At 48.1% G+C, this 25,445-nt stretch carries 26 protein-coding genes; 14 read left to right on the plus strand and 12 right to left on the minus strand.

The window, feature by feature from the left end; genetic code table 11:
• The first annotated feature begins 42 nt into the window (after positions 1-42).
• The 3 genes from prmA to fis all read left to right on the plus strand — a co-directional run bounded on the left by prmA (position 43) and on the right by fis (position 2,619).
• The gene (gene prmA / locus ACL9RG_RS09035) at positions 43-927 is read left to right on the plus strand and encodes a 50S ribosomal protein L11 methyltransferase (protein ID WP_422792257.1); all 885 of its coding nucleotides are present in this window, start codon (positions 43-45) and stop codon (positions 925-927) included.
• Between the two features lie 408 nt (positions 928-1,335).
• Positions 1,336-2,301 (plus strand): tRNA dihydrouridine synthase DusB, encoded by a 966-nt coding sequence (gene dusB, locus ACL9RG_RS09040; protein ID WP_422792258.1) that lies wholly within the window; start codon positions 1,336-1,338, stop codon positions 2,299-2,301.
• A 21-nt stretch (positions 2,302-2,322) separates the two neighbouring features.
• Positions 2,323-2,619 carry a DNA-binding transcriptional regulator Fis gene (gene fis, locus ACL9RG_RS09045; RefSeq protein WP_004097144.1) on the plus strand — a complete coding sequence of 99 codons (297 nt, stop codon included), beginning with the start codon at positions 2,323-2,325 and terminating at the stop codon, positions 2,617-2,619.
• Between the two features lie 124 nt (positions 2,620-2,743).
• Here fis and ACL9RG_RS09050 read toward each other — a convergent pair whose 3' ends face one another.
• Positions 2,744-3,589 carry an SDR family oxidoreductase gene (locus ACL9RG_RS09050; protein ID WP_422792259.1) on the minus strand — a complete coding sequence of 282 codons (846 nt, stop codon included), beginning with the start codon at positions 3,587-3,589 and terminating at the stop codon, positions 2,744-2,746.
• A 109-nt stretch (positions 3,590-3,698) separates the two neighbouring features.
• On the opposite strand from ACL9RG_RS09050, the gene ACL9RG_RS09055 reads away from it, so the two are divergent.
• Positions 3,699-4,667: an AraC family transcriptional regulator gene (locus tag ACL9RG_RS09055; protein ID WP_422792260.1), complete on the plus strand. Its 969-nt coding sequence runs from the start codon at positions 3,699-3,701 to the stop codon at positions 4,665-4,667.
• A gap of 30 nt (positions 4,668-4,697) precedes the next feature.
• Here the strand turns inward: ACL9RG_RS09055 and ACL9RG_RS09060 are convergent, their stop codons facing one another.
• Positions 4,698-5,615 carry a bestrophin family protein gene (locus ACL9RG_RS09060; RefSeq protein WP_422792261.1) on the minus strand — a complete coding sequence of 306 codons (918 nt, stop codon included), beginning with the start codon at positions 5,613-5,615 and terminating at the stop codon, positions 4,698-4,700.
• 773 nt (positions 5,616-6,388) lie between these two features.
• Between ACL9RG_RS09060 and lpxP the strand changes: the two genes are divergently transcribed.
• Positions 6,389-7,309 carry a kdo(2)-lipid IV(A) palmitoleoyltransferase gene (gene lpxP, locus ACL9RG_RS09065; RefSeq protein WP_422792262.1) on the plus strand — a complete coding sequence of 307 codons (921 nt, stop codon included), beginning with the start codon at positions 6,389-6,391 and terminating at the stop codon, positions 7,307-7,309.
• A gap of 214 nt (positions 7,310-7,523) precedes the next feature.
• Here the strand turns inward: lpxP and ACL9RG_RS09070 are convergent, their stop codons facing one another.
• Together ACL9RG_RS09070 and ACL9RG_RS09075 are read right to left on the minus strand one after the other, a co-directional pair.
• Positions 7,524-8,213: an LrgB family protein gene (locus tag ACL9RG_RS09070; RefSeq protein ID WP_422792263.1), complete on the minus strand. Its 690-nt coding sequence runs from the start codon at positions 8,211-8,213 to the stop codon at positions 7,524-7,526.
• Positions 8,206-8,628 carry a CidA/LrgA family protein gene (locus ACL9RG_RS09075; protein ID WP_422792264.1) on the minus strand — a complete coding sequence of 141 codons (423 nt, stop codon included), beginning with the start codon at positions 8,626-8,628 and terminating at the stop codon, positions 8,206-8,208. Before ACL9RG_RS09075 ends, ACL9RG_RS09070 begins: the two co-directional genes overlap by 8 nt.
• A 124-nt stretch (positions 8,629-8,752) precedes the next feature.
• Here ACL9RG_RS09075 and ACL9RG_RS09080 point away from each other — a divergent pair, with 124 nt between their 5' ends.
• The gene (locus tag ACL9RG_RS09080; protein ID WP_422792265.1) at positions 8,753-9,649 is read left to right on the plus strand and encodes a LysR substrate-binding domain-containing protein; all 897 of its coding nucleotides are present in this window, start codon (positions 8,753-8,755) and stop codon (positions 9,647-9,649) included.
• Between the two features lie 133 nt (positions 9,650-9,782).
• Here ACL9RG_RS09080 and ubiA read toward each other — a convergent pair whose 3' ends face one another.
• Positions 9,783-10,712, minus strand: a complete 930-nt coding sequence (gene ubiA, locus ACL9RG_RS09085) for a 4-hydroxybenzoate octaprenyltransferase (protein ID WP_422792266.1) — start codon at positions 10,710-10,712, stop codon at positions 9,783-9,785.
• A 196-nt stretch (positions 10,713-10,908) separates the two neighbouring features.
• Here ubiA and ACL9RG_RS09090 point away from each other — a divergent pair, with 196 nt between their 5' ends.
• A complete protein-coding gene (locus ACL9RG_RS09090) occupies positions 10,909-11,838 on the plus strand; it encodes a LysR family transcriptional regulator (RefSeq protein WP_422792267.1) in 930 nt (309 codons plus the stop codon).
• A gap of 95 nt (positions 11,839-11,933) precedes the next feature.
• Here the strand turns inward: ACL9RG_RS09090 and ACL9RG_RS09095 are convergent, their stop codons facing one another.
• Positions 11,934-13,583: a Na+/H+ antiporter gene (locus ACL9RG_RS09095; protein ID WP_422792268.1), complete on the minus strand. Its 1,650-nt coding sequence runs from the start codon at positions 13,581-13,583 to the stop codon at positions 11,934-11,936.
• A 490-nt stretch (positions 13,584-14,073) separates the two neighbouring features.
• On the opposite strand from ACL9RG_RS09095, the gene ACL9RG_RS09100 reads away from it, so the two are divergent.
• Complete coding sequence (locus ACL9RG_RS09100; protein ID WP_422792269.1) at positions 14,074-14,325, plus strand: hypothetical protein; 252 nt, start codon at positions 14,074-14,076, stop codon at positions 14,323-14,325.
• A 245-nt stretch (positions 14,326-14,570) separates the two neighbouring features.
• Here the strand turns inward: ACL9RG_RS09100 and ACL9RG_RS09105 are convergent, their stop codons facing one another.
• Entirely contained in the window at positions 14,571-15,239 is a 669-nt protein-coding gene (locus tag ACL9RG_RS09105) for a glutathione S-transferase family protein (RefSeq protein WP_422792270.1), read from the minus strand.
• A 158-nt stretch (positions 15,240-15,397) separates the two neighbouring features.
• Between ACL9RG_RS09105 and ACL9RG_RS09110 the strand changes: the two genes are divergently transcribed.
• On the plus strand, positions 15,398-15,736 hold the full coding sequence (locus ACL9RG_RS09110) for a nuclear transport factor 2 family protein (RefSeq protein WP_422792271.1): 339 nt from the start codon (positions 15,398-15,400) through the stop codon (positions 15,734-15,736).
• Between the two features lie 10 nt (positions 15,737-15,746).
• Here the strand turns inward: ACL9RG_RS09110 and ACL9RG_RS09115 are convergent, their stop codons facing one another.
• Positions 15,747-16,532: an inositol monophosphatase family protein gene (locus ACL9RG_RS09115; RefSeq protein ID WP_422792272.1), complete on the minus strand. Its 786-nt coding sequence runs from the start codon at positions 16,530-16,532 to the stop codon at positions 15,747-15,749.
• A gap of 248 nt (positions 16,533-16,780) precedes the next feature.
• Here ACL9RG_RS09115 and ACL9RG_RS09120 point away from each other — a divergent pair, with 248 nt between their 5' ends.
• From ACL9RG_RS09120 to ACL9RG_RS09130, 3 genes are all read left to right on the plus strand, one after another.
• Entirely contained in the window at positions 16,781-17,413 is a 633-nt protein-coding gene (locus ACL9RG_RS09120; RefSeq protein ID WP_422792273.1) for a LysE family translocator, read from the plus strand.
• A 99-nt stretch (positions 17,414-17,512) separates the two neighbouring features.
• On the plus strand, positions 17,513-18,589 hold the full coding sequence (locus ACL9RG_RS09125; RefSeq protein WP_422792357.1) for an ABC transporter substrate-binding protein: 1,077 nt from the start codon (positions 17,513-17,515) through the stop codon (positions 18,587-18,589).
• Positions 18,582-19,325 (plus strand): substrate-binding domain-containing protein, encoded by a 744-nt coding sequence (locus ACL9RG_RS09130; RefSeq protein ID WP_422792274.1) that lies wholly within the window; start codon positions 18,582-18,584, stop codon positions 19,323-19,325. The genes ACL9RG_RS09125 and ACL9RG_RS09130 overlap by 8 nt, the downstream gene beginning before the upstream one ends.
• Here the strand turns inward: ACL9RG_RS09130 and ACL9RG_RS09135 are convergent.
• Positions 19,322-20,176 carry a PA4780 family RIO1-like protein kinase gene (locus tag ACL9RG_RS09135; protein ID WP_422792275.1) on the minus strand — a complete coding sequence of 285 codons (855 nt, stop codon included), beginning with the start codon at positions 20,174-20,176 and terminating at the stop codon, positions 19,322-19,324. The two genes, ACL9RG_RS09130 and ACL9RG_RS09135, sit on opposite strands and share 4 nt — an antisense overlap.
• 365 nt (positions 20,177-20,541) lie before the next feature.
• Here ACL9RG_RS09135 and ACL9RG_RS09140 point away from each other — a divergent pair, with 365 nt between their 5' ends.
• Positions 20,542-21,657 carry an SDR family oxidoreductase gene (locus tag ACL9RG_RS09140; RefSeq protein ID WP_422792276.1) on the plus strand — a complete coding sequence of 372 codons (1,116 nt, stop codon included), beginning with the start codon at positions 20,542-20,544 and terminating at the stop codon, positions 21,655-21,657.
• Positions 21,658-21,746: 89 nt separating this feature from the next.
• Here the strand turns inward: ACL9RG_RS09140 and ACL9RG_RS09145 are convergent, their stop codons facing one another.
• A complete protein-coding gene (locus ACL9RG_RS09145) occupies positions 21,747-22,634 on the minus strand; it encodes a helix-turn-helix domain-containing protein (protein ID WP_422792277.1) in 888 nt (295 codons plus the stop codon).
• 194 nt (positions 22,635-22,828) lie between these two features.
• Here ACL9RG_RS09145 and ACL9RG_RS09150 point away from each other — a divergent pair, with 194 nt between their 5' ends.
• Entirely contained in the window at positions 22,829-23,728 is a 900-nt protein-coding gene (locus tag ACL9RG_RS09150) for a DMT family transporter (protein ID WP_422792278.1), read from the plus strand.
• Here the strand turns inward: ACL9RG_RS09150 and ACL9RG_RS09155 are convergent.
• Both ACL9RG_RS09155 and ACL9RG_RS09160 read right to left on the minus strand, forming a co-directional pair.
• Entirely contained in the window at positions 23,714-24,625 is a 912-nt protein-coding gene (locus ACL9RG_RS09155; RefSeq protein ID WP_422792279.1) for an SDR family oxidoreductase, read from the minus strand. The two genes, ACL9RG_RS09150 and ACL9RG_RS09155, sit on opposite strands and share 15 nt — an antisense overlap.
• A 37-nt stretch (positions 24,626-24,662) precedes the next feature.
• The gene (locus ACL9RG_RS09160; protein ID WP_422792280.1) at positions 24,663-25,424 is read right to left on the minus strand and encodes an SDR family oxidoreductase; all 762 of its coding nucleotides are present in this window, start codon (positions 25,422-25,424) and stop codon (positions 24,663-24,665) included.
• Between the last annotated feature and the right edge of the window lie 21 nt (positions 25,425-25,445).

Here is a 25,445-nt window from a genome sequence, read left to right on the forward strand (position 1 = left end):
GTTGCCGTTGCTACTTTCAAGAAAGTTAAAAAGAGAATTGTTATGCCTTGGATCCAACTGAAAATTAATACTACCGGTGAACACGCAGAAACGCTCAGCGATGCGCTGATTGAGAGCGGCGCGGTATCTGTCACTTTCCAGGATACTCATGATAATCCGGTGTTTGAACCACTGCCGGGAGAAACCCTGCTATGGGGCGATACCGATGCGATTGGTCTGTTTGACGCAGAAACCGATATGGACGATGTCATTGCCATGCTGGAGCAGGAACCGCTGCTGGGTAAAGGCTTTGTCCATAAAATCGAGCAGTTGGAAGACAAAGACTGGGAGCGTGAATGGATGGACAACTTCCACCCAATGCGCTTCGGCCAACGTCTGTGGATCTGTCCAAGCTGGCGCGATGTACCAGACCCAACGGCGGTTAACGTGATGCTCGACCCTGGTTTAGCCTTTGGTACTGGCACGCATCCTACTACCGCGATGTGTTTGGAGTGGCTCGATGGCCTCGATCTACAGGGCAAAACGGTTATCGATTTTGGCTGTGGCTCCGGTATTTTAGCCATTGCCGCATTGAAGCTCGGCGCGGCTAGCGCTATTGGTATTGATATCGACCCACAGGCGATTCAAGCCAGCCGCGATAATGCGCAACGTAACGGCGTTTCAGAGCGTTTGTCGCTCTATCTACCCCAAGACCAGCCCGCTAACCTTTCTGCTGATGTCGTGGTCGCTAACATCCTTGCAGGCCCATTGCGTGAACTGGCGCCGCTTATCAGCATACTGCCGGTGGCAGGTGGACATCTTGGCCTCTCGGGTATTTTAGCAAGCCAAGCCGAAAGTGTTGCCCAAGCCTATAGCGACCTGTTCGAGCTTGACCCTGTGGCAGAGAAAGAAGAATGGTGCCGTATCACGGGTGTGAAAAAACACTAATTCAACTGCACATCATTTTCACAGCCCGTCCGGCATCACCGCCGAACGGGCTTTTTTTGCGCTATGCCTTGTCATTTATGGCGATTTTCGCTGCGTTAATTTTAATCTCCGAGCGATGCACGTCACAGAATCTTCGCGGTTATTGCTACTTAAAACAGCAATATTCACCTTAGATTTGACTAGTTGAGCATCCTAATTCAGCGAAATGAAAGGAAATTACACAAGAGTACAATTTAATCGATTATCGATAACATTATGTTATTTATGATAAAAAACAAAAAACGTAGCATCATCATCTGTTAATTAACCTTTTTCTTAGCCTATTGCTCAAAGTTTGGCCTTTCATATCCTAGGAAAAATGCGTAATATACGCGCCCTTGCGGACTTCAGTATGGTCATTCCTAGTCTATGCGCATTGGTCACCACCAGCTTAAAAATTGCCTGATTGCCGCCCCAATGGCCGGTATCACAGATCGCCCGTTTCGTGCCTTATGTCATGCGATGGGGGCTGGTATGGCTGTATCCGAAATGCTGTCCTCTAACCCTGAGGTCTGGCGGACGGATAAGTCACGCTTGCGTATGGTACATAACGATGAGCCTGGGATTCGCGCCGTGCAGATTGCCGGTTGTGATCCTGATGATATGGCTGCCGCCGCGCGCATTAATGTGGAAAGCGGTGCTCAAATCATCGACATCAATATGGGTTGCCCGGCCAAGAAAGTGAACCGTAAGCTGGCTGGATCTGCCTTGTTGCAGTATCCGGATCTGGTGAAACAGATCCTCACCGCTGTCGTTCAAGCGGTTGATGTGCCAGTGACGTTGAAAATTCGTACTGGTTGGGAACCGGAAAACCGTAACTGTCTACAAATTGCCCAATTGGCTGAAGATTGTGGTATTCAGGCCTTGACGATTCATGGCCGGACACGTTCCTGCCTCTTCAATGGAGAGGCTGAGTACGACAGTATTCGGACAGTTAAGCAGAATGTCGCCATTCCGATTATCGCGAACGGCGACATAACTGACCCGCATAAAGCCAGAGCAGTGCTCGACTACACCGGGGCTGATGCCTTGATGATAGGACGCGCTTCTCAGGGAAGACCTTGGATCTTCCGGGAAATCCAGCATTATCTGGACACAGGGGAGCTGTTACCGCCGCCACCGCTTGGGGAGGTTCAGCACTTGTTAATAGGGCACGTACGGGAATTGCACGACTTCTACGGTCAAGGCAAGGGATTCCGTATCGCCCGTAAGCACGTTTCCTGGTATCTCCAGGAGCATGCCCCGAATGACCAGTTTCGGCGCTCCTTCAACGCCATAGAGGATGCCAGCGAACAGCTGGAGGCGTTGGAAGCATATTTCGAAAATCTTGCGTAACAAAAAAGAGCTGACAGAACTATGTTCGAACAACGCGTGAATTCTGATGTACTGACCGTATCTACCGTTAATTCTCAGGATCAGGTAACCCAAAAACCCCTGCGTGACTCGGTAAAACAAGCACTTAAGGGCTATTTCGCTCAACTGAATGGTCAGGACGTCAATGACCTGTATGAGTTGGTTCTGGCTGAAGTTGAACAGCCACTGTTAGACATGGTGATGCAGTACACCCGTGGCAACCAGACTCGTGCAGCCCTGATGATGGGTATCAACCGCGGTACGCTGCGTAAGAAATTGAAAAAATACGGCATGAACTGATATTAATCAGTGAGTTGCTTGAGAAAAGGCGCTTTTATCGCAAGATAGAGCGCCTTTTTTATTGGTATTTATGCGGCTGTTTATAAATGGAAGGACTCAAGATTTTCAGCCATACCAAAGCCAATCAGCTATTTGCTGGATAGTCCGTAGAAAATGCCAGATCTTTCTGCTCTTCGAGTGCGGCTAACCGGCTGCTAAGTTGTTTGTGCATCACGTTATACGCATCGCTGCCAAGAGCAATCCTCGTCGGCGCTGGATGTTGATCCGCACTATCAATGATGATTGACGCCATTTTCGCTGGGTCGCCCGGAGGAATAATAATCCCCCCTTCAATCATTCGGCGAGCCATACTCGCAGGCGACGCATCATAAGCGTCGATCTTTGGTCCAAGCTGCGAACTTCTATAGCGAAAATCTGTTCGCGCACCGCCAGGTTCAATGAGCGTACAGCCGATATTGAAAGCGGCAACCTCCAGTCCGACTGCGTCAATAAATCCCTCTATCCCCCATTTAGTGGCGTGATATAACGAACCGCCGGGAAACACCGCCTGCCCGCCAACAGAAGATAGCTGGATAATACGTCCCCCCTGCTGGTGACGTAAGTATGGGAGTGCCGCACGTACCACTTGGATCGAACCAATAAGGTTAGTCGAGATCTGATGCAACACCTGCTCATCCGTCATTTCTTCCGCAGCCCCGAACAGACCATAGCCAGCATTGCTGACAACGACATCAATTTTGCTTAATTCATCAAACGCCTTATCAATGACATGCCTAATAGAATACGTATCGGTTAAATCAAGTTCTGCCAGCCATAAACGATCGCCATAACGAGCCTTAAGATCATTCATTGTTGATAGCGCACGCACGGTTCCAGCAACACAATCTCCTCGAGCAAGAAGTTGTTCTGTCATCTGGCGACCAAAGCCACTGTTAACTCCGGTGATAAACCAAGTTCGCTGCTGCATCATTTCCATTCCTTCCAAGTAGGTAATCAGATGATTAAATCTGAATCGCTCTCTGTAGATGAAAGCGCCTCAAATTGCAGTTCAAGAATAGTGGATGCCAATAAGATTATTAATGCTTGTTATTCGATGTTTTATGCGTAAAAATCTAAAAATGACTCTAGATCCCTTTTCCGACCTTCTAAAATTACTTAATGCGCAATCCGTTCTAGCTGGTGGACTGATCACCGGTGGAAAATGGGCTATTGAGTTCCCAGCGTCCGATCAAATTAAGTTCTGGGGCATTGTTCGTGGTAACTGCTCACTCCTCATGGATGGAGAAACTAGTCCCATTACCGTTGGAGCTGGGGATATTTTTCTCCTTAGAACCCCTCGCTCACACATCCTGGCAAGTGATCTAACGCTCAAATCTATTCATTTGGCGGAGATTCTGGAAAGCCGTAAGGGAACCATTGCCTATTATGGTGAAGGTGAAGAGTTTTTCATGATAGGCGGGAAAGTAGAGCTGTCTGACAATAGTGCACAGCTTCTTATTGATGAGTTGCCCCCTATGATTCATATCCGTTCCGCTTCCCGACATTCGCCATCACTTTGTTGGCTATTGGAACAGCTTGTCGCAGAGCAGGATGGTAATTATCCAGGAGCAGGTGCAGCTTCATCGCAGCTTGCTCACCTGATGTTCATTCAGATCTTACGTGCGTATTTTGAGAATGTAGATCCCATCACCAGCGGCAGGCTTCGGGCAATGGGAGACAAGCGCTTAGCCCCTGCATTGCAATTAATGCATGGGGAACCAGGTCATCCCTGGCAATTAGGAGAATTAGCAAAATCTGCAGCAATGTCGCGCGCAACATTCTCAGCATATTTCAAAACCGTAGCTGGCGTTGCACCAATGGCTTACCTGACAGATTGGCGTATGAGGCTAGCAGAACACACCTTGCAGAACGAGCGAGTGTCTGTCGGCGCCCTTGCTATGTCACTTGGATACACATCGGAAAGTGCATTTAGCAACGCATTTAAGCGTGTCATAGGAAAATCTCCAAGAAACTACCAACGAGGGCTGCCAGCACGAGAGCCAGTTTAAAAATACCAAGATCAGTTGGCTCAGCTCGGCTTAACTCAACCGATAATTCTCATCCGGTTGCAAGCGCGCAGGCAATGGTTGGACACCATTCATCTCGAGTAGGTTAATCTCGATAGTGTTGCACATGGCATTGAGCGGCAGGTCGTTGTCGGCGGTGCCAAATGGGTCTTCCAGCTCTTCGGCCAAAGCATCGATAGAGATAAAGGTATAAGAGATAAACACCGACACTAGCACCGTCATATAGCCAAGCGTTGGGGCTAAGGCGAAAGGTAGCAGCGTACAGAACAGATAGACCGTACGATGAACAATCAGGCTATAAGCAAAAGGAATTGGCGTATTGGCAATCCGCTCACATCCGCCGAGTACTTCAGAAAGAACATTGATATTGGCATCAATGGCGGTGAAAGAAATATCCGAAAGCTTCCCTTCCTGACGTTGATGACCTAGCCATTCTCCCATCAGCAATAACAACCGGTTAGTCGGAGATTGCGTGTTGAGCACCTCATTTGCCCTTTCTTGCGGCAATAACCGCAGCATATCCTCTTGAGGGGATGTCCCGCGCAGTTGGTGTTTGAGAGCATAACTGAACGCTATCTGTAGCGAGGTAAAATGCTCAATGGCAGCCTTTTCATCTGGTATCAGGCTCTTAACCTGACGCAACAGGCTACGGTTGGTGATGAGTAGATTACCCCACAGGTGGCGTGCTTCGCTAAACCTTGCATAGCTAACGCTATTGCGAAAACCGAGGAAGATAGCGATAGCAATCCCCAGCAGGCTAAACGGCGCTAAGGTCAGGCGGATATCCAAGGATTCATAAGCCCGCTCGCAGATAACAGCGATGATGGAGGCACAAAAGTTTAGGCTAAGGCGGAAAAGGATATTGGTAAGCACCGCGCCATGCCAGACAAATAGACGGGGGAACCAGTGTTGCTGCGGACGAACAATCATAATGGGGTTAAATCGTATAGAAAAATCAAGCCACTGTTTTAACAGGACAGCAGGCCTTTGCCCAGCACTAATATCTCGTGTACGACCTAAGTTATTGAAGAGTGAATGTGAATTAAATAAAAAAGTTACCTGCTGAAATTTAAAGAATATTCATAATACAAGAGCAAAAATATTTGTACCTGATGGCCTTAAATATCTCAGTTATAATAAGATTTGGTCATCATAAATACCCATATATTGGTACAAAACCTTTATCTAATGACAATAAGTCGCCTAAACAATAGCAGGCTATTTTTTATTGCATAGTAGGAAAAAGGCCAAAGTACATCACTAGAACCAATGGTTTAGATAACGTTTAAAAAAGGAAAATAACTATTAATATCTTATAGTTAATGGAATTTTATTTATCATTGAAAATATCAATGATAAAAGACATATCACATCCCGATTGTATTTTTGTACAAAAGTAAACCAATATACAATGATTCACAAATGAGTAATAAACATTACGTTTCTCGGACGATTACCCTCTCTGTCTTCTTAAATGATCATGTTATAGTTATCCCAAAGAGTCGACCTCGCTCCGCCAATCGCCTACGGAAAGCCAGTTAGCTTTGCGACCCCCGTCTTTTACATGATAATTCGGCCACTTTGATGTTTCTTTAAACGTTTCGTTTTTAACGGTGTCTGAATATTCATACAAAACAGTATCGCTCTCCTGCCACAGCTGACGCGTTACCCCAGAATCACTCTATACAGATGATTGAACTTTTATGACTGCACCGACTCGCTTTCAAGCATCATTCTTACACCCACGTTACTGGCTAACCTGGTTTGGTCTAGGCGTTCTATTCTTGCTCGTTCAGCTACCCTATCCTGTGATGTATCGTCTTGGGATATGGCTGGGCCGAACCTCAATGCGTTTCCTTAAGCGCCGCGTATCGATTACCCGCAGAAACTTGCAGCTTTGCTTCCCACACATGGACAAAGAGACGTTAGAACGCACTATTGTGCAGAATTTTGAATCTCTGGGGATGGGCTTATTAGAAACCGGTATGGCTTGGTTCTGGTCCGATGCCCGCGTTAAACGTTGGTTTGATGTCAGCGGTTTAAACCACCTAAAGCAGGCCCAGCAGAATCAAAAAGGGGTGCTGGTCATTGGTGTACATTTTATGTCGCTGGAACTAGGCGGACGCGCGATGGGTCTATGCCAGCCAATGATGGCGATGTACCGCCCGCATAACAACAAAGCGATGGAGTTTGTACAAACCTGGGGCCGTATGCGTTCAAACAAAGCGATGCTGGATCGTAAAGATTTGCGCGGCATGGTACACGCACTGAAAAAAGGCGAAGCCGTTTGGTTTGCTCCAGACCAGGATTACGGCCCGCGTGGCAGCGTATTTGCTCCACTGTTTGCCGTCGATCAGGCAGCCACTACCAGTGGTACCTATATGCTAGCCCGTTTGGCAAAACCAGCGCTGGTTTCTGTTGTACTGGTACGTAAAGAAAAAGGTGCCGGTTATGATCTGGTGATTCAACCGGCCCTGACTGACTATCCTATTGACGACGAGATGGCTGCAGCAGCTTATATGAATCGGGTAGTAGAAAAGGAAATCATGAGAGCACCTTCTCAGTATCTCTGGCTGCATCGCCGATTTAAAACGCGGCCTGCAGGCGCGCCTTCTCTTTACTAAGCATCAGAAACAAAAAGCCCGCGATCATTCGCGGGCTCAGACTGCTGACAAAGTCAGTTATTAGGGAGAGTACGCCGTTGGGGTCGGAGCGGCTTGTCCGTCTGAGCGCCCCTAGGCGTACTATGCCCGAGTATCTCGATCTTCAAGACAACATTGTCATCAAACTCAGCCCGCGATCGCGCGGGCTTTTTATTGAGTCATACGCCTTAGCATATCACCACATCAAGATGCCGATCAGCGGTGCTGCTACCACAGTCGCAACCCCTGCTAGCATCATAACCAGACTCGATACCATCCCTTCTTCTGGCCCCATCTCATAAGCTTTAGCGGTGCCCGCACCGTGAGATGATGCACCAAGCCCGGCACCTTTAGCCAAGCGGCTTTTTACCGCTAAACGCAAAAACATAATATCGCCGATTGTCATACCAAACAGACCGGTTATTACCGTAAACAACGCCACCAGATCTGGCTGCCCACCTAACTGTTTGGCTGCCGCTAAAGCAAAAGGTGTTGTGACCGAACGCACGGCCAGACTGCGCTGTACTTCCATAGGTAATGCCAGGAATTTAGCTAACCATACAGAAGTGAACACGGCGACAAGAATTGCCGTTAACACGCCCGCGCTCAGTGACATCCAATGGCGACGAATGATGTGCAAATTTTCATAAACCGGCACAGCAAACGCAATCGTTGAAGGCCCCAAAAACCACAGTAGCCAATGTGTTTCACCAATATAATCCTGGTAAGAGACATGTGTCGTCACCAGCAACAACACCAAGACTATCGGAGTAAAAAGTAACGGCATCAGCAAGAGAGTTCGTTTTTGACGATAGAGCTTCTTGTTGAAATAATACAGCGCCAATGTCACCACAAAGCAGATAAGGCTGAGAATAATATCAATCATGGTTGCCACGCTTTTGCATCATACGCTGTTCAAAACGATAAACCCGGTCAACAACCCAAGCAGTCGTCCCCAACGTCAGTACAGTACTGACCGCAATCACCAGTAAAATACGCCAGCCTTCTACCATCAGTAATTGCGTGTAATTCACTACCGCGACTACCGCAGGCACGAAAAACAGCAACATTTCCGCCAATAACCAGCGAGAGCCAGCTTTCACCCAGCTCACAGGCAACACCTTGCAAATAATCAGTAGCAACAGCATCAGCATACCAACAATGTTGGCAGGCAAAGGCAGATGTAATAACACCACTAAACGTTCAGCGACAATAAAAAGCAGCCCATACAGTATGACCTGAATCACAACCTGAAAACGGGCAATCAAAGACGGCGCTTTCAAGCGCAACGCCAACATCATAGTAAATGGCCTTAAAAGAGGAGAAATTACGATACGCAGTATACGTTCACAGGAAACCTGTTAAGAAATGAATTAAAATCACTTAAATCATGCCAAATTGGAATGATTTAAAAATAGGAGTTTTATGGACGTTCGCACCCTGCGCTATTTTGTTGAAGTGGTCCGCCAGCAAAGCTTTACTCGTGCGGCGGAAAAACTGTTCGTCACCCAGCCGACCATCAGCAAGATGTTGCGCCATCTTGAAGAGGAGTTGCAATGCACCTTACTCATCCGCGAAGGGAGGCGGCTTCATCTGACCGATAGCGGCCAGGCACTTTACCAACGGGGACTGAATATTCTTGAAGAGTTTCGCCAGCTAGAAGCCGAGCTTGAGGATATCAATAACGTCAAATCCGGGCGCTTACGTCTGGGTATTCCGCCAATGGTCGGCACACAAATGGCAGATCTGATCGGCACCTTCAGGCAGCGCTACCCAGGGATAGAACTGATTATTTCTGAACTGGGCGGATTGGTGGTACAGCAAGCAGTGATATCTGGCGAGTTAGATTTAGCGATCACTGCATTGCCAAGCGATTCATCTTTGCCCATCACCTCGATGCCACTTTTCTCCCACCCGTTGTACGTGGTGGCACCACGCAATGAGTATTGGCTTAGCCAAACCTGCGTGCCCATCGCCGCCTTAGCCAATGAAAGCATTTTGATTTACAACGAAGGCTTTGCGCTTTATCGGCAACTGATGGCGGTATTTAGTCAGCAAGGCTTTACGCCAAAAATTGCCGCACGCAGCGGCCAGTGGGATTTCCTGGCCGCGATGGTGAAAACCGGCATGGGTGTCGCTATTTTACCCGCGCCAATCTGCCAACGCCTCGATGCCAGTCGCCTATTATGGTTGCCGCTAGAGCCAGAGATGACCTGGCAACTCGGCTTGATCTGGCATCAGGGGAACTACCTGTCGCAAAGCGCACAAGCGTGGATTGCGCTGTGCCACGAATACTTGACGGGCAAAGAACAGCAGCCATAAAAGAGTACGGGGACAGACTCTCTCTACTTAGCCAATGTCTGAAACCCAAAAATCGCTAACATTTATCAGGCTTTGACTCGTCCCAAAGGGATTCGCCATCGCCTTGTTATGCTGACAGTCGTCACTGTATTTTTTAAAAAAGTGGCAATACGCCTACGATACTTGCTCCAAGCAACATTACGCCTGTGACTATATTCGCTCTAAATAGCTTGAAGTTCAGATCAGGGCGATCAACATCTATTCTCCATGCTTGCCACGCGAGATGGGCTGCAAGTATCGCCATACCATAAAAGTATGCGGCTGACATTGACAGCATCCATCCTCCGATAGTCCACAACAGCACGGTGACAATATAAAACCCACCGATCCACTCCCGCCCTCTTGCGCCAAATAATATTGCGGTAGAACGCAGTTTAAGCTTGGCATCGTCTGTCACATCAACATAGGCATAAATACTGTCGTAACCGACTTGCCAGGCAACAGCACCGGCCCACATGATAATGGCACCGAGAGGAACCATTCCTTGCGTATCAGCCCACGCCATCAACATGCCCCAATTAAAAGCGGCACCTAATGGCACCTGGGGCCAATGGGTAAATCTTTTACAAAGAGGATAAATAAAGACAATCGGCAGCACCCCGACGGCAAGCCATCGAGATAACGGATTCAAGAAAATCAGCAACGAGGCAGCGACAGCAAGCTCGGCAATGAGAAACACCAGCCCCTGACGAGTTCGTAGTTGCCCACTCGCTAACGGACGAAAACGGGTTCGCTCTACATGCGCATCGAATTTTCTGTCCGCAATGTCGTTAGCCGTTGACCCCGCACTTCGCATGATGAGCGCACCTAGCGAAAAAACAATCAATCGCTGGAAGGTCGGCAGACCATCAGCGGCCTGCACCAAGGCGGCAAGACACGGCAACAGCGTTAACCAAGTGCCAACAGGCCGATCTAGCCGTGCGAGCCGAGCGTAAGGTCGCCACGCTCTCGGTAACCAGCGGTCCACCCAGTTCGTGAAGTCGATATCACTGAGGTCAGGCCGTACATGAGGATTTTTGATCATGAATCCACTCTCTATTGGTCCTGGAAGAATGAGCCCGCCCACATCGATGTGAGAATCAGGTCTCATACCTGTATTGCGCTGCTCAATCACGAAAAAAGTAAGTAAGAATCAGCGCTTAGCCAGAATTCTATGAAGTATTGTGATATACGTAAATCCAAATTATATTCAATGTGGTATTTAAAAAAGGAATACCAAAATGCGTCTGGAACGATTGGAGCGCTGGGCTACCGTTAGGCATTTTCGCTTAACCATCGCGCTATTCGAATACGGTAGTGTCCTTCATGCTTCGAGAGCCCTGAACATATCCCAACCAACAGCAAGCAAGTTGCTCCAAGATCTTGAAGAGGCTATTGGCGCTCAGTTATTCATCCGTAACCGTCGAGGAGTCACACCGACTGAGTTAGGACGGGCATTTGTAGACCGCAGTAGAATGGTGCTTGCACAACTCGAGCACGTTTCTCAGGCGATAGATGCCTTGGGTAAAGGACATGCGGGGCGCGTTACCATTGGAACCATGCTGACGGGCTCCAGCTACTTGGTGCCAGCCGCAATCGCAAGGCTATGGTTATCCCGGCCAAACATTCGAATCAAAATCGTCGAGGGTGTCAGTGGAGAGCTAATACCCCGTTTAATTTCCGGCGAACTTGATTTTCTGGTAGGCAGGTTATCGGACATCAGTTCTAGTTCCGTTGTTTTACAGGAAGCGCTATTTAGCGAGAATGCCATCATCGTCGCCAGACGTGGCCATCCACTGGCTGAAAGACCGGAAGCAACGCTTGAGGAGCTCGCACACGAACCCTGGCTACTTCCGTCCTCAGAAACTACCCTGCGAAAACAATTTGATAATATTTTCTATAAAGAGAATATTGATCCGCCTCATGCATCGATTGAAACGGTATCCTTTTTTAATAGCCTATGGTTACTTAAAAGCACTGATTTGCTAGGCATGCTGCCGCAGTCTGTCGTATTCGATGCCGCACACAGTGGTGATCTCGTCCGTCTACCAGCATTTGAGCCACTGATTTTAGAGCAAATTGGTATTTCGAGACTGGCAGGCGTGAGCCTGTCGCCAGCTGCCACAGCATTGGTGAACGCCCTTCGAGACGCGATGCAAGGTACGACATAAATAAAAGACAGCGAAGCGACGGTACGCGGGGCATCATGACATAAAAAAGCCCGCCGGGCATGAACCAGGCGGGCAGATCATCTCATGTTGCAGATTTAGACTTCTCGCTCAACCAGTAGCGCTTCCAGCAAATCGAGATCATGCAATAACTTTTGCAGAGTTTCGTTGCTGATCCGCTGCGTTGCACGCAGGTGATACAGCTCACCACGTTCAGCGCGCAAGGCCGTCAAGCGGAAACGGCGCTCGAGGTTTTCTAGCATCAAGGCGCTTTCGATATCATCCTTATTCTCGGTACGTCGCCGCAAGGTACCGACAACCCGAGAACTGATCTCTTTGAGCGTCAGCTCATCAATGTTCTCTTCCGAGTCATTCATCAGACGTTCTTCCATCTTATGAACGCTCTCAATCGCGACTTCTGCAGCAATGCCTTTCGCCATACGTTCTTCCTTACGATAAGCCGTGTTATCCGCCACATGTACACCGCGTAGTAAGAACGGCAATGCGATAACCCCGGCCACTAAGGAGAACAAAATCACACCGGTCGCTAAAAAGACCAGTTGATAACGCGAAGGGAATGATGAACCATCGGCCAGGAACAACGGAATAGAGAGCACACCTGCCAGTGTGATGGCTCCACGCACCCCAGCGAAAGATGCCACCCACAGTTCACGCGTGCTGTATGAACCAAACAACAGTGGTTTCTTTTTCAGAATGCGATTGCTGAAGTTCTTCATCAGCCACAGCCACACAAAGCGCAGCAGCAGCAGTGCAAAATAGATAATGCCAACGTCCGCAAACAGGTGCCAGGTCACGATAGATGCATCGTGGGTCGCTTGATCGATAGAGTTCTCAAGAATGCTTGGCAGTTGTAAGCCCAACATGATGAAGACCATGCCGTTAAAGACAAACTCCAACATCGCCCACACGCTGTTAGCACGTAAACGCATAGCCAGAGGCGCATTACGGATGATCCCGGACTGGCTAATCGTCATCCCTGCTGCAACCGCCGCCAGAATCCCCGAGACACCAATATGTTCGGCAATCAGATAGGAGGCAAAAGGTAACAGCAGCAGCAGAACAATTTGCGTTGCCGGATCATCCCCGCTCCAGCGGCTCATGATACGCAGCGATTTACTGTACAACCAGGTCAAGGCTACCCCGGCCATTAACCCGCCGATCGCCACCTTGAGGAACTCCAGGCTAGCGCCCGAGACGGTAAAGACCATCGTGCCCATTGCCACCGCAATCGCAAATTTGAGAGAAACCAGGCCGGACGCGTCATTCATCAACGCCTCACCTTCCAGCACACTCATAATCGACTTCGGAATACGCCCCTTACCAATAATTCCTGATAATGCCACGGCATCGGTCGGTGACAGTACTGCAGCTAGCGCGAAGGCTGCCACCAACGGCACATTAGGTACCATCATATAAATCAGGTAACCAACACCCACGACCGTCAACAGTACCAATACTAAAGCTAATCCAAGAATTTCCCTGCCATGATGCAAGAACTCACGCATCGGCGTTTTCCAACCATCGGCAAACAGCAAAGGTGGGATAAAGAGGACCAAAAAGAGTTCAGGATCGAAATCCACATGCAAACCAAAATTCGGCCAAGCCAGTAAAGCACCTACTGCAATTTGCATCAGCGGAAGAGGTATTTGGAACGGTAACATTCTGGTAACAACACCGGATAGTGAGACCACCAGAATCAAAATGAGGATGGTAAAAAATATTTCCATACTTTCCTTAGATTCTTATTTCTATTGCAGCTTTTTGCCGAACGCAGCAAGTACGCCGGACATCCCGAGGGGGAATAGTAGATCAAAAAGTGGCAGAGTTTAAATCTCTGTGTGCGGTTTGAATGGACGAATCCCGATTTTATTGCATTAGTTTTTTTGATGCTGCGGATGCTTTAGATATGACAATACTAAGAAATACAACTGCTGATGTGATAGCAGTTCAATAATTTGTAATCTTCAGCCCTCCCTCTCAAAACGGTTAAAATATACTCAGGATGTTTTGCAGCCATTTGAAAATTTGAGTACCATGCTACTTCAAGTTAAGCATTCGTCACTAATATCAGGTGGTATATATGGCCCAAGTAATCGAAGAGCATAAAGGTAGGGAACGACCTGAACGTCCATCGATTCGCCGTTCGTCTGAGTATAAGACACAATTGAGCATCGCCTCTGATCTCCTTGCTGCGAAAATGGAAGAAAAGCGCAAAATATGGGATACAAAATCGTCAGATCAAAACTAATCCAAGAAGTCATTCTCGAAGAACCTGCAGCACAACTTCCTATTGATGAGTTTGAAGAATATAAGCTCATTTGCTTGCAAGAAGGAAAGATTCCAGTCCCTTCCGAAATAGAACAGCATGATTTTATGTCTTATTCTGAAACCATCGGAAGAGGCAAATTTATGGAAAGACCAATAACTGCTAGGGCTGAAGAACTTCATCATGCTCATATGTGGCAATAAGGATGCTGTTGGGGTAACGGTGATGAACTAAAGATTCAATGGGCGTGCACCAGTAATAGCTATGTCATCTATTCTTACTTTGTTGATAAAGACCAAGATCATCACATCTACATCATCGACTATTGCAAAGATGAAGCTCACCGATTGATTGAAGATAGAAAACAGGTTCTTGTTTGGGTCGAGCAAGCAAAGCTACATCGATTATTGAATTTATAATGCTGCTACTGGTCGACCCCATCTTATTTTCAACGCGCTAGCTGATAAGGCCCGCCTTTTTTAAGCGCTTGTTGATAAGCCGGCCGCACTTGAACGGCAGATAACCAAGCTTGCAGGTGGGGATAAGCTTCAAGCCCACCTCTTGACTCAATCGCCTCTATCGGAAAACTCATCTGAATATCTGCGGCGCTAAATTGGCTACCGGCAAACCAATGCTGTGTCGTAAGGTGCGTTTCCAGATAATGCAGATGATTGGCAATCTGCTTATCGAGATAATTTTTCTGCACACCTTTACCAATTGCTCGACCAATCGGGCGAATCAACCACGGCATCGGCGATTGCCCCAAACGCCCGAAAATAAGCTTCATCACCAATAATGGCATCAATGAACCCTCGCTATAATGCAGCCAATAGCGATATTGCTGGCGGGCGATATGTTCGGTGGGTTTGTATTTTCCTGCAAGATCATAGGTTTCCTGCAAATACTCAATAATCGCACCAGACTCAGCCAACGTCAGAGCGCCATCCACCAGCACCGGGGATTTTCCCAACGGGTGTACTTTTTTAAGTGATTCCGGGGCCAGCATGCTTCTTTTATCACGCTGATAAAGCGCAATGTCATAAGGAACACCAAGCTCTTCAAGCATCCAAAGAATGCGTTGAGATCGTGAATTATCCAAATGATGGATCGTAATCATGCATGCAACTCCGGCAAAATTGAGGCGATATAACTCAACTATAGATGAATAATTAGCAGGTTATGGCTTTTATTCATCGCTATTGACATCACTTACCGATAGCCCCATATTGAATTTATATTTATTTTTAATGAATTTAAATTCAATATGGAATTATCATGTCTGATGCACTAAGCGTAGTAGAAAGCCAATTTTCAGCCTATAACAAGCATGATCTTGATGCTTTCGTCGCCAGTTTTAGCGACAACTTTATCGCTTATCGCATGCCATCAACCGAGCCATCTATTATAGGTAAACAGCAACTCCGAGAATTCTATGCCAATCACCGTTTTAATCAGCCAGCATTACGGGCCGAGCTCATTTCACGAACGGTATTAGGTAATAAGGTATTTGATTTCGAAAGGATTCATGGATTGAGCGAACAACCGATAGAAAGTGTAGCGGTGTTTGAAGTGAATAATGGCTTAATTAACACCGCTTGGTTTTACTTTTCTTAAGGTGATCCAATTATCTTGGTGACAAATCTGGCCATAACGGTTTAACCGTCTGCATTAATGCCGTGGTACCACTGGCAACGGACATCTTGCGAATGCCTTCTTCACTACTGCCAATCACTGTCTCCAGCCCAGCTTCCTGACAAATCACTGCGCCGCCTGCAATATCCCACAAGGTGGTGCGGCGCTGCATATGACCATCAATCATCCCCTTCGCAGCAAAGATCATCCCAACGGTGGTACAACGATAGCTGTGTACTGACCAGTTAGCGGCACGTAATCCATAAAAGAAGGCGACCGCCTCATCCAACTTGTCATCAGAACTGTCACCCAGAGAAAGGATTTGCACCTCAGCAAAACGGCTATCGCGCACGAAAACCTGCCCGTTGCGAAACACCCCTTGCCCACTTTCTGCCGCAAAATGTTCATTCAGTACCGGCAACGACACGACACCAATTACCGGCTGATGTTGTTCTACCAGCCCAAGCGATACGCCCCACAACGGTGAACCTCGTAAGAAATTCGAGGTACCATCAATCGGGTCGATCACCCAACAGGCGCTATCGCCCAATTGTCCACCCATCTCTTCCCCAACCACCGCATCGTTAGGAAAATGTAACTGCAACTGCTCACGAATAAACTGCTCAACAGCCACATCAGCTTCAGAAACAAAATCCTGTGGACGCTTACTGCTGACGTTAATTTCATCGCGGCGGTTAAAATGGCTCAGTGCCAATTCAGCGGCACGCTCTACAATCTGACTGGCTATCGCCAGACGGGCAGACATAGGTGTATTCACGGATGGTTTCCACTAATGAGTTGAAGTGACCCTTATATGAGTCAATTTTAGCTGCGACAATCACGGTAACTGAGGCAATTTCGCACGTCCAATGTATTGATTAATAAATTAACATCAGTAAATGACAGAATATCGCATGCGGGAGAAAATCAGCACATCACGCGCAGATAAACGCTTGCCAAAGCGCGGAAAAAAGCTCTATATCTAATGTTCAAAAAAACCTAGCCAACGCTTCCTGGAGCTTTCGCATGCCTGATATCGCTCATATTTTGCCTTTTATGTTTATTGCTCTCGGTTTGGTGGTCACACCGGGCCCCAATATGATCTATCTCATCTCACGCTCATTAAGCCAGGGGCCAAAAGCCGGGTTAATTTCACTAGGCGGCGTGGCGGTAGGTTTTTTGTTTTATATGGTTTGTGCAGCGCTTGGTATCACTGCGCTATTAATGGCCGTGCCTTTCGCCTACGACACACTGCGTTTATGCGGGGCGATGTACCTGCTTTATATGGCCTGGCAGGCAATTAAACCCGGCGGTCGTTCTCCTTTTCAGGTACGTGACCTGCCCAAAGATGGTCCGCGTAAACTCTTTACAATGGGCTTAGTCACCAATCTGCTGAACCCAAAAACAGCGGTACTATATTTATCTCTTTTGCCGCAGTTTATCGTGCCCGCACAAGGCCATGTGCTGATGCAATCTTTAGTACTCGGCTGCGCGCAAATTACCGTCAGCATGACGGTTAATGCACTGATTGCCATCAGTGCCGGCTATATCGCGGTCTTTTTGGCCGGCAGACCACTGTGGATGACCATCCAACGCTGGCTAATGGCAACGGTTCTCAGCGGTTTGGCCGTGCGTATGCTGTTAGATGGACGTAAGTAAGCGATAAATACTTAATAAGCATCGAGAGAGTACCCGTCTATTTTCAGACCAGACACAGCGCTATATAATGCAGTAAATAGCGAAATGCGGAACGTCATGATGCGTACTCTCTTCTCCTCAGTCCTGCTCGGTGCATTACTTAGCCTTACTTCTCTTCCCTCTTGGGCCACTCGCCAAGTGACCGATCAACTCGGCCGTCAAGTAACATTGCCTGACCATATTGATCGTGTGGTTGTACTACAACACCAGACACTCAATTTATTAGTTCAGTTAGACGCGACTAACGATATTGTCGGCATTCAATACGATTGGAAACAGCAGCTCGGAGACGGCTATCAGCGGCTGGCACCAGAATTGAGCAAGCTGCCAACGGTGGGAGATTTGACCCACGTTAATCTAGAAAGCCTGGTCGCGCTGCACCCACAGGTGGTTTTTGTCACCAACTACGCGCCTAAAGAGATGATTGATCAAATCAGTCAACTAGGCATTCCTGTCGTGGCTATTTCCCTACGCAAAGACGCTAAAGATCAGGCGGGTAAACTAAATCCGACGCTGGATAACGAGGAGCAAGCCTATAACGAGGGCTTGAAAGAAGGTATTACGCTGGTTGGTGATGTGGTGGGCCGGCAACAGCAAGCTAAACAACTGATCGCTTATACCTTCGCCCAACGTAAAATCGTTAGCGATCGCTTGCAATCGATCCCCGCCGCACAGCGTATCCGCGTTTATATGGCGAACCCAGAGCTCACCACTTATGGATCGGGTAAATATACCGGTTTGATGATGGCACATGCTGGCGCACTTAACGTCGCGGCAGCAACGGTGAAAGGCTACAAGCAGGTATCACTAGAGCAGATCATTGCCTGGGATCCTCAGGTGATTTTCGTACAGGATCGCTACCCGGAAGTGGTCGGTGAGATAATCCATGATCCGAAATGGCAGACTATTGATGCGGTAAAAAATCACAAAGTCTACCTGATGCCAGAATACGCCAAAGCATGGGGCTATCCGATGCCAGAGGCATTGGCACTCGGCGAGCTGTGGATGGCGAAAAAGCTCTATCCAGCGCGCTTCAAAGATATTGATATGCAAAAACAGGCTGATGCCTATTATCAGCAGTTCTATCGTACTCATTACCAGCCTTCCAAGGCCGATATTGACGATAGCCATGGCTAACACGCTAAACGTATTAGCCGCAGGCAGCTTGCGAAAAGTCTGGCTACCGATGATGGCCACCTTTACAGCCCAAAGTGGTATTCACGTTACCTCTAACTTTGGGCCTGCCGGTTTATTGCGCCAGCGTATTGAGCAAGGGGAAAAAGTCGATCTATTCGCCTCGGCCAATACGGCACACCCGCAGACGCTGCTCGACAGTGGCAAAGCCTTGCGGGTTGAGAGTTTTGCCAGCAACAGTCTGTGTCTGACTGTCAGTAAAGCAGCCATTGCCGCGCGTTTTGGCGCCGAAAGATCACCGGACTGGCTTGTGCTACTTAACGATGTAAGTTTACGTGTCGCCACATCCACGCCGCTGGCCGACCCTTCCGGTGATTATACCTGGCAGTTGTTTGATAAGATTGAGCAAGCTCAGTCTGGCGCAGGGGAATTATTACGTAAACGGGCGATGATGCTGGTTGGCGGACCACAAAGCTCGCCGGTGCCAACCGGTGAGCTTGCCGCCGCTTGGCTGATTCGTACCGGGCAATGCGATCTGTTTATTGGTTATGCCAGCTATGCCCCGCTGCTGAGGCAACAACAAGATTTACAGGTGATCGATATTCCGCTTGAGCAAAATATCCGCGCGGAATATGCGCTGGCGCTTTGCCATTCCCGCGCCGAATCGCTTGCTGACTTTATCTTATCTGCGCTAGGACAAGATTATTTAAGCCAGGCCGGTTTTGCTAGCGTGACTTAATCACGCTCCCGTTCTTTTAACGCCCGCTGACGATCGTAATATTCATCTTCAGCGGCAATAATTTCATCCAACAGCGAGTCGACATCCGCACTGTGGGTATCGTCTTCAAAATGTCCGGTTAACGGTGTTTCTGGCGTTAATTTACCGTCTTCGTAAAGCGCCCAAATCTCCTTGGCATAACGCGTTTTTAGAAGTTCCGGCGCAAACTGCCCATAAAATTCAGAGATATTGTTCACATCACGCCCAAACATCGACTCGGCATGATTGTTCGCTGCGGCATCGACTGCCTGTGGCAAGTCGATAATCACCGGCCCTTCGACGTCCTGCAAAACGTTAAATTCTGATAAGTCGCCGTGAACAATCCCCGCACACAACATACGTACGATGTTGCGGATCATTATTTCGTGGCCTTCTAACGCTTCTTCACGAGTAAACGTCACATCACTTAAGCGCGGCGCCACCATGCCTTCAGCATCAGTGATAAGCTCCATCAGCAGCACGCCATCTAAGCATAGATAAGGCTGCGGAACGCGCACGCCTGCGTTAGCTAAACGGAACAGCGCATCAACCTCAGCAGTCTGCCAGGTTTCTTCTTGCTGTTTACGGCCGAATTTTGAGCCTTTTTGCATTGCACGTGCGCTGCGGCTGTTACGGACTTTACGCCCTTCCTGGTACTGCACCGCCTGCTTAAAACTACGCTGCGATGCTTCTTTATAAACTTTGGCGCAGCGAATTTCCTCACCACATAACACGGTGTAAACATCGGCTTCTTTGCCGCTTTTAAGACGACGGACCACGTCATCAATCAGGCCGTCATCCACCAAAGGTTGGATTCTATTTGGGATCTTCATGCAGCCTTGTACCTTATTTACACGCGCGAGGGAATGACCTCGCACATTATTCTTTATCTCAAGTCAACACGTGCCCTGCTCGCGCCATGCTTCAGGCCACTCTTAACCGTCAGTTTATCGTAGTGGCGGCATGCTGCATACTTTGCACTCGCGCATTATCGACTTTTGAGTGGCGATGTTACCGGTTACAATAAATTCAGATGTTCGCTATTGAGTAGCTTCTGGCAAAGTAGATATAATAATGGTTTACCCTCGGTCGTTTATCTTTCGTTTATTAACTGCCCGGATTGGTATAGATGCGGTTTAAAGATAAAATGCTACCCTGCTGCAAATTCAAGCCATTTCACAGTATTTAAGGTCTCGTCATGCCAAATATTTTAATTACCGGTGCCACTGGCTTCGTCGGCGGTGCCGTTGTTGAACACCTGTTACGCCAATATCAGGGGGAGGATATCAACCTTCTGTTATTAGTACGGGCTGAAGATCAGGCAGCGGGATTAGCCAGAATTAAAGATAATCTTGAGAAGTTTGATTTAACTGTTGAACAACTTAATAAAATTAGCGAACAATCTATTTTATTAGGCGACTTATCTACCCCTGAAGGTTTCATTCAGGATGCAAGATTAGATTCAGTCACACACGTGATTAACAGTGCTGCCATTGCCTCTTTTGGTAACAATCCTGCAATGTGGCGCGTCAATGTTGACGGCTCTTTAGCATTTGCCAAACGCATGGCAAACGTAAAAGGCCTGAAACGTTTTATTCACGTTGGTACAGCAATGGCTTCCATGCCGGACAAAGACAGCGTCTTCTATGAAGATATGCCAGATAATGAGCACAACGAAGACCTGGTGCAGTACACTGCGTCCAAGCGTGCCATTGAAAATCTGATCCGTCAGGAATGTCCGCAACTGCCATTCGTGGTTGCTCGTCCATCGATCATCGTAGGCCACACTCAGTTCGGTTGCCGCCCATCAAGCAGCATTTTCTGGGTATTCTTGATGGCGCTGAAGCTGAAGAAATTTACCTGTAATCTGGATGACAAAATTGATGTTATTCCCGTCGATTACTGCGCGATGGTGCTGGTTAACCTGTGCTTAAGCGAAACCATTTCTCACGACTTCTACCATATTTCTTCTGGCGAAGACTTATGTACGCCATTCCATGAAATTGATGCATCAGTGGCAAAAGCAAATAACACGACAGCTATCGTCGGTGAGTACCAAAAAGTTAGCTATGCAGAATTTGCCGGTATAAGAAAACAATTTAAAGATATTCTTGGCCCTTGTAACGATAAAATAATTCTGCGTGCAATTAAGTTATACGGTGGTTTTGCAGAATTGAACGTTAAGTTTGATAATCAACGTCTGATGGATATGGGCATGCCTAAACCTGCGGCGTTTAAAACTTATATCGACAAATGCGTTTCATCAACCAAAGGAAGATCCATTCCTGAACTGATGATGGTCGATTTTAAGTAAGTGATATTTAGACAGTGCAGCAGGTTTTGCTGCACTGTCGTACTCCCCGACAGAAAAGCAATACTCCTGCCGTTCCAACACCTTCCTCATTACAGCAAATAAATGCTGCCTGACTGCTGGCGCAGCGCCGAAGGACTGATACCCCGAAGTGATTTAAAACGATTGCTGAAATGACTGCTGGAGCTAAACCCACAGGCTAAGGCGATGGTCGTTATATCCTGCTGCCCGTGACGTAACATCTCTTCTGCTCGAATAATTCGCGCATTCATCACATACTGATGCGGTGCTACGCCCATGCTTTGTTTAAACATCCGCGCAAAATGGTATTCGCTCAATTCAGCAATCGTGGCCAATTCTGCCAGCGTCAGTGGTGCCGATAAATGCTCATGGATATAGCTTTTCACCCGATTCAATACGTTGGGAGACAAACCACCACGCGTGGTAGGCAACGCCCACTGCAACTGAGTATAACGCTTGGCTAGATGTGCCATCAGCAAGGTGGTCGCACTGCTGAGGATTAACTGATTACTATTGTCTTGCCAGTCGCAATCAAGCAAAAAATGGCGATATAGCATAGTAATTTGCGGATCTTCGCCGAAAACCTGCTCATCAACATTAATTGAGGCGGGGCTACGATCCCAGGTTTGTTCGACCAAGTGACGTAAATGATCGTCGGTACAATACAGATGAACAAAAGAGAGCGCACCGCGTATATCCCAGCTCGATTCGTTATGCTTGGGCATAATACAAAAACGATCCGGGCCACCGCCATTATGCCAACCGCTACGTGTTTTGTGGTAGCACTCATAGCCATCAGCCACGTACAAACTTAGCGTGTGGTGCTCAGGTTTTTCCAGCGTGACGCAATCATTCTTATTTGACCAAGCCGCCAATTGAATACCCGAGCCAATCTGAACAGTGCGCTGTAACGCTGCACGGTGCTTGCTCAGTGTATTGAAGACCTGATACTTAGACATAGAGAAGATCGCTTAACCAATGAATTGCCGCCAGTGTAAAACGTTGCGCGATATCAGGCTAGTCATTGTCCAACCGTAACTGCGAAAAATGCGCAAGAATATGCAAGTGCCAGCCGATTATTGCAAGCAAGGTAGTGCATCACTTTGGATAATATGCCGGGTTATTTTTCTGTCACTCGCAATGAGAATGTTCAATGAACGCATTACTATATATTTCGGTGGTTTTAATTTGGGGAACCACATGGTTCGCTATCGTCTTGCAACAAGGTAGCGTTGCGGTGACAGTGTCTATCTTTTATCGTTTTTTACTCTCTGCCGTCATCATGATGGCCGTCTTATTAGTGACTCGCCGTCTGCGTAATATGGCGCTTAAAGACCACTTATTTTGTCTTGCACAGGGTTGCTGCGTTTTCGCCTTCAATTATTACTGCTTTTACCATGCTGCGGCGTATATCAGCAGCGGGCTAGAATCGGTCATCTTCTCGATGTCGATACTGCTCAATGCTTTCAATGGCATGCTGTTTTTCCGCCAGAAACTCAAACCGGGTCTGATACCTGCATCAATCCTCGGATTAGCCGGTATTGTCATTCTTTTCTGGAACGACTTTGCGGCGGCACAAATCGCGCCAGGACTGCTCAAAGGCATTGGCTTGAGTTTGCTTGGTACTTATGGGTTCTCATTGGGCAATATGATCAGCACTCGGCACAAAGCGCGAGGATTAGATGTCACCACCACCAATGCTTACGCGATGAGCTACGGTGCAATAGCGATGGCCCTGTTCAGTCTATGGCAAGGTGATTCCTTCGCCATTGATTTGAGCCTGCGTTATCTTGGGTCATTGGTGTATTTATCGGTGTTTGGTTCGGTGTTGGCTTTTGGTATCTATTTCAGCTTGGTCGGTCGTATTGGTGCCAGCCAAGCCGCTTACAGTACTTTGCTGTTCCCGCTGGTCGCCCTCACCGTATCGACGTTTTATGAAGGCTATCAGTGGCAGACCAACGCGGTCATTGGCCTGCTGCTGATTTTACTTGGCAACTTGGTGATGTTCTGCCCACCAAGCTGGTTACAGCGAGTCGGCTTACAGCGCGCCTAAACGCGGGCTGAGTAAGTCTTCCAGCCCAATGCGGCGGAATAGCTCACGACGCACTCTATCGGCCACGCCGTTGACGATGTCACAACCGTCTTCTGAAGGGTCGATATGGGTGCGGAATGGGCGCGAGCCAAACGGCAAATCAATGACATCAACAATCGCCTTCGCGACCTCCGCAACATCAGCCCACTCAGGCTCTAATGCAGCCAAACCTTGGAAACTCTGTTCTGCCAATCCAGCGTAAGGGCCGTTGTCATACTCTGACACCCTGGCTTTATCTGCTGGCGAACCAGCATGTACAAAGTGATTGGTCCCTTTAGTGAAAGCCCCCGGTACGATAATCGACGTTTCAATGCCCCAACGAGTCAATTCTGAGGCATAAGATACTGCCAGAGAATCCATCGCTGCTTTGGCGGCAAAATACGGCGAGAGATAAGGTGGTGTACCGCCGCGCGCACTGCTCGACGAGATCCACATCACCAGCCCTTTACCTTGCTTACGCATGTAGGGCAACGCCGCACGGTTTACCCTCTGGGTGCTCAGCACGTTAATATCAAACAATTGCGCAAATTGTTCTGGCGTAAAGGCTTCTGCGGGACCAAAAGACATATGTCCCGCGTTGTGGATCACCACATCAATGCGCCCAGATTCAGCCATTACTGTGGCGATACCCGCTTGCACCGAGTCATCCTTACTGACATCTAACTCGACGCTACGCAAATCGACGTGGCGTTCTTGAGCATAGCGCTCAACTTCCGCAACTTGGGGTGCATTGCGCCCGGTAGTATCACGCATACTGGCGTAAACACTATGTCCGGCATCAGCCAAAGCACGTGCAGTCAATGCACCAAATCCGCTGGAAGCACCGGTGATCAGAATCACCTGTTTAGCTTGTTGCATATTTTGTTCCTCAGACCTGTTTTGCGAGGGGCAATGCTTAAATAATGCCGCCGTTAGCACGCAGAGTTTGTCCATTGATCCAGCCACCATCAGCACCTACCAAGAAAGCGACGGTTGCCGCGATATCTTCCGGCTGTCCCAGACGTTGCAGTGGTGCGATATTAGCGATGGTGTTGATCAACTGTTCAGATTTGCCGTTAAGGAATAAGTCGGTTGCCGTTGGGCCTGGTGCGACGGAGTTGACGGTAATATTGCGGCCGCGTAACTCTTTAGTTAATACGTGGCTCAGCGCTTCTACTGCGGCTTTAGTTGCAGCATAGACACCGTAAGTTGGTTGATACAATCCCACGACGCTGGATGAAAAATTCACGATACGTCCGCCATCACGCAGGCGTTTTGACGCTTCACGTAAGGTATTGAAGGTGCCTTTTAGGTTGATATCAATCAAACGATCGAAGCTGGCATCATCGGTATCAGCAATGGTCGAAAGCGTCATGATGCCCGCATTGTTGACCAACACGTCAATGCCGCCAAAAGCCTGTTCTGCGCTGGCAAAAATGCGCGCAACTGCTGCCGCATCGCTGACATCGCCCTGCGCGCTGATAGCACGGCCGCCAGCCAGTTCAATTTTCTCCACCAACGCATCAGCCTCTGCCGCACCGCGTGAATAGTTAACAATAACGGTGAAACCATCTTGTGCCAGACGTTCCGCGATAGAGGCGCCAATGCCGCGTGATGCGCCAGTCACTAAAGCGACTTTGCCGCTGTTCGCTGCTACTGCGTGAGTTGTAGTTGTCATGATGTTTGCCTTATTTAATGG

Source organism: Rouxiella sp. Mn2063, from assembly GCF_049319665.1.
Lineage (GTDB): Bacteria > Pseudomonadota > Gammaproteobacteria > Enterobacterales > Enterobacteriaceae > JBMOUD01.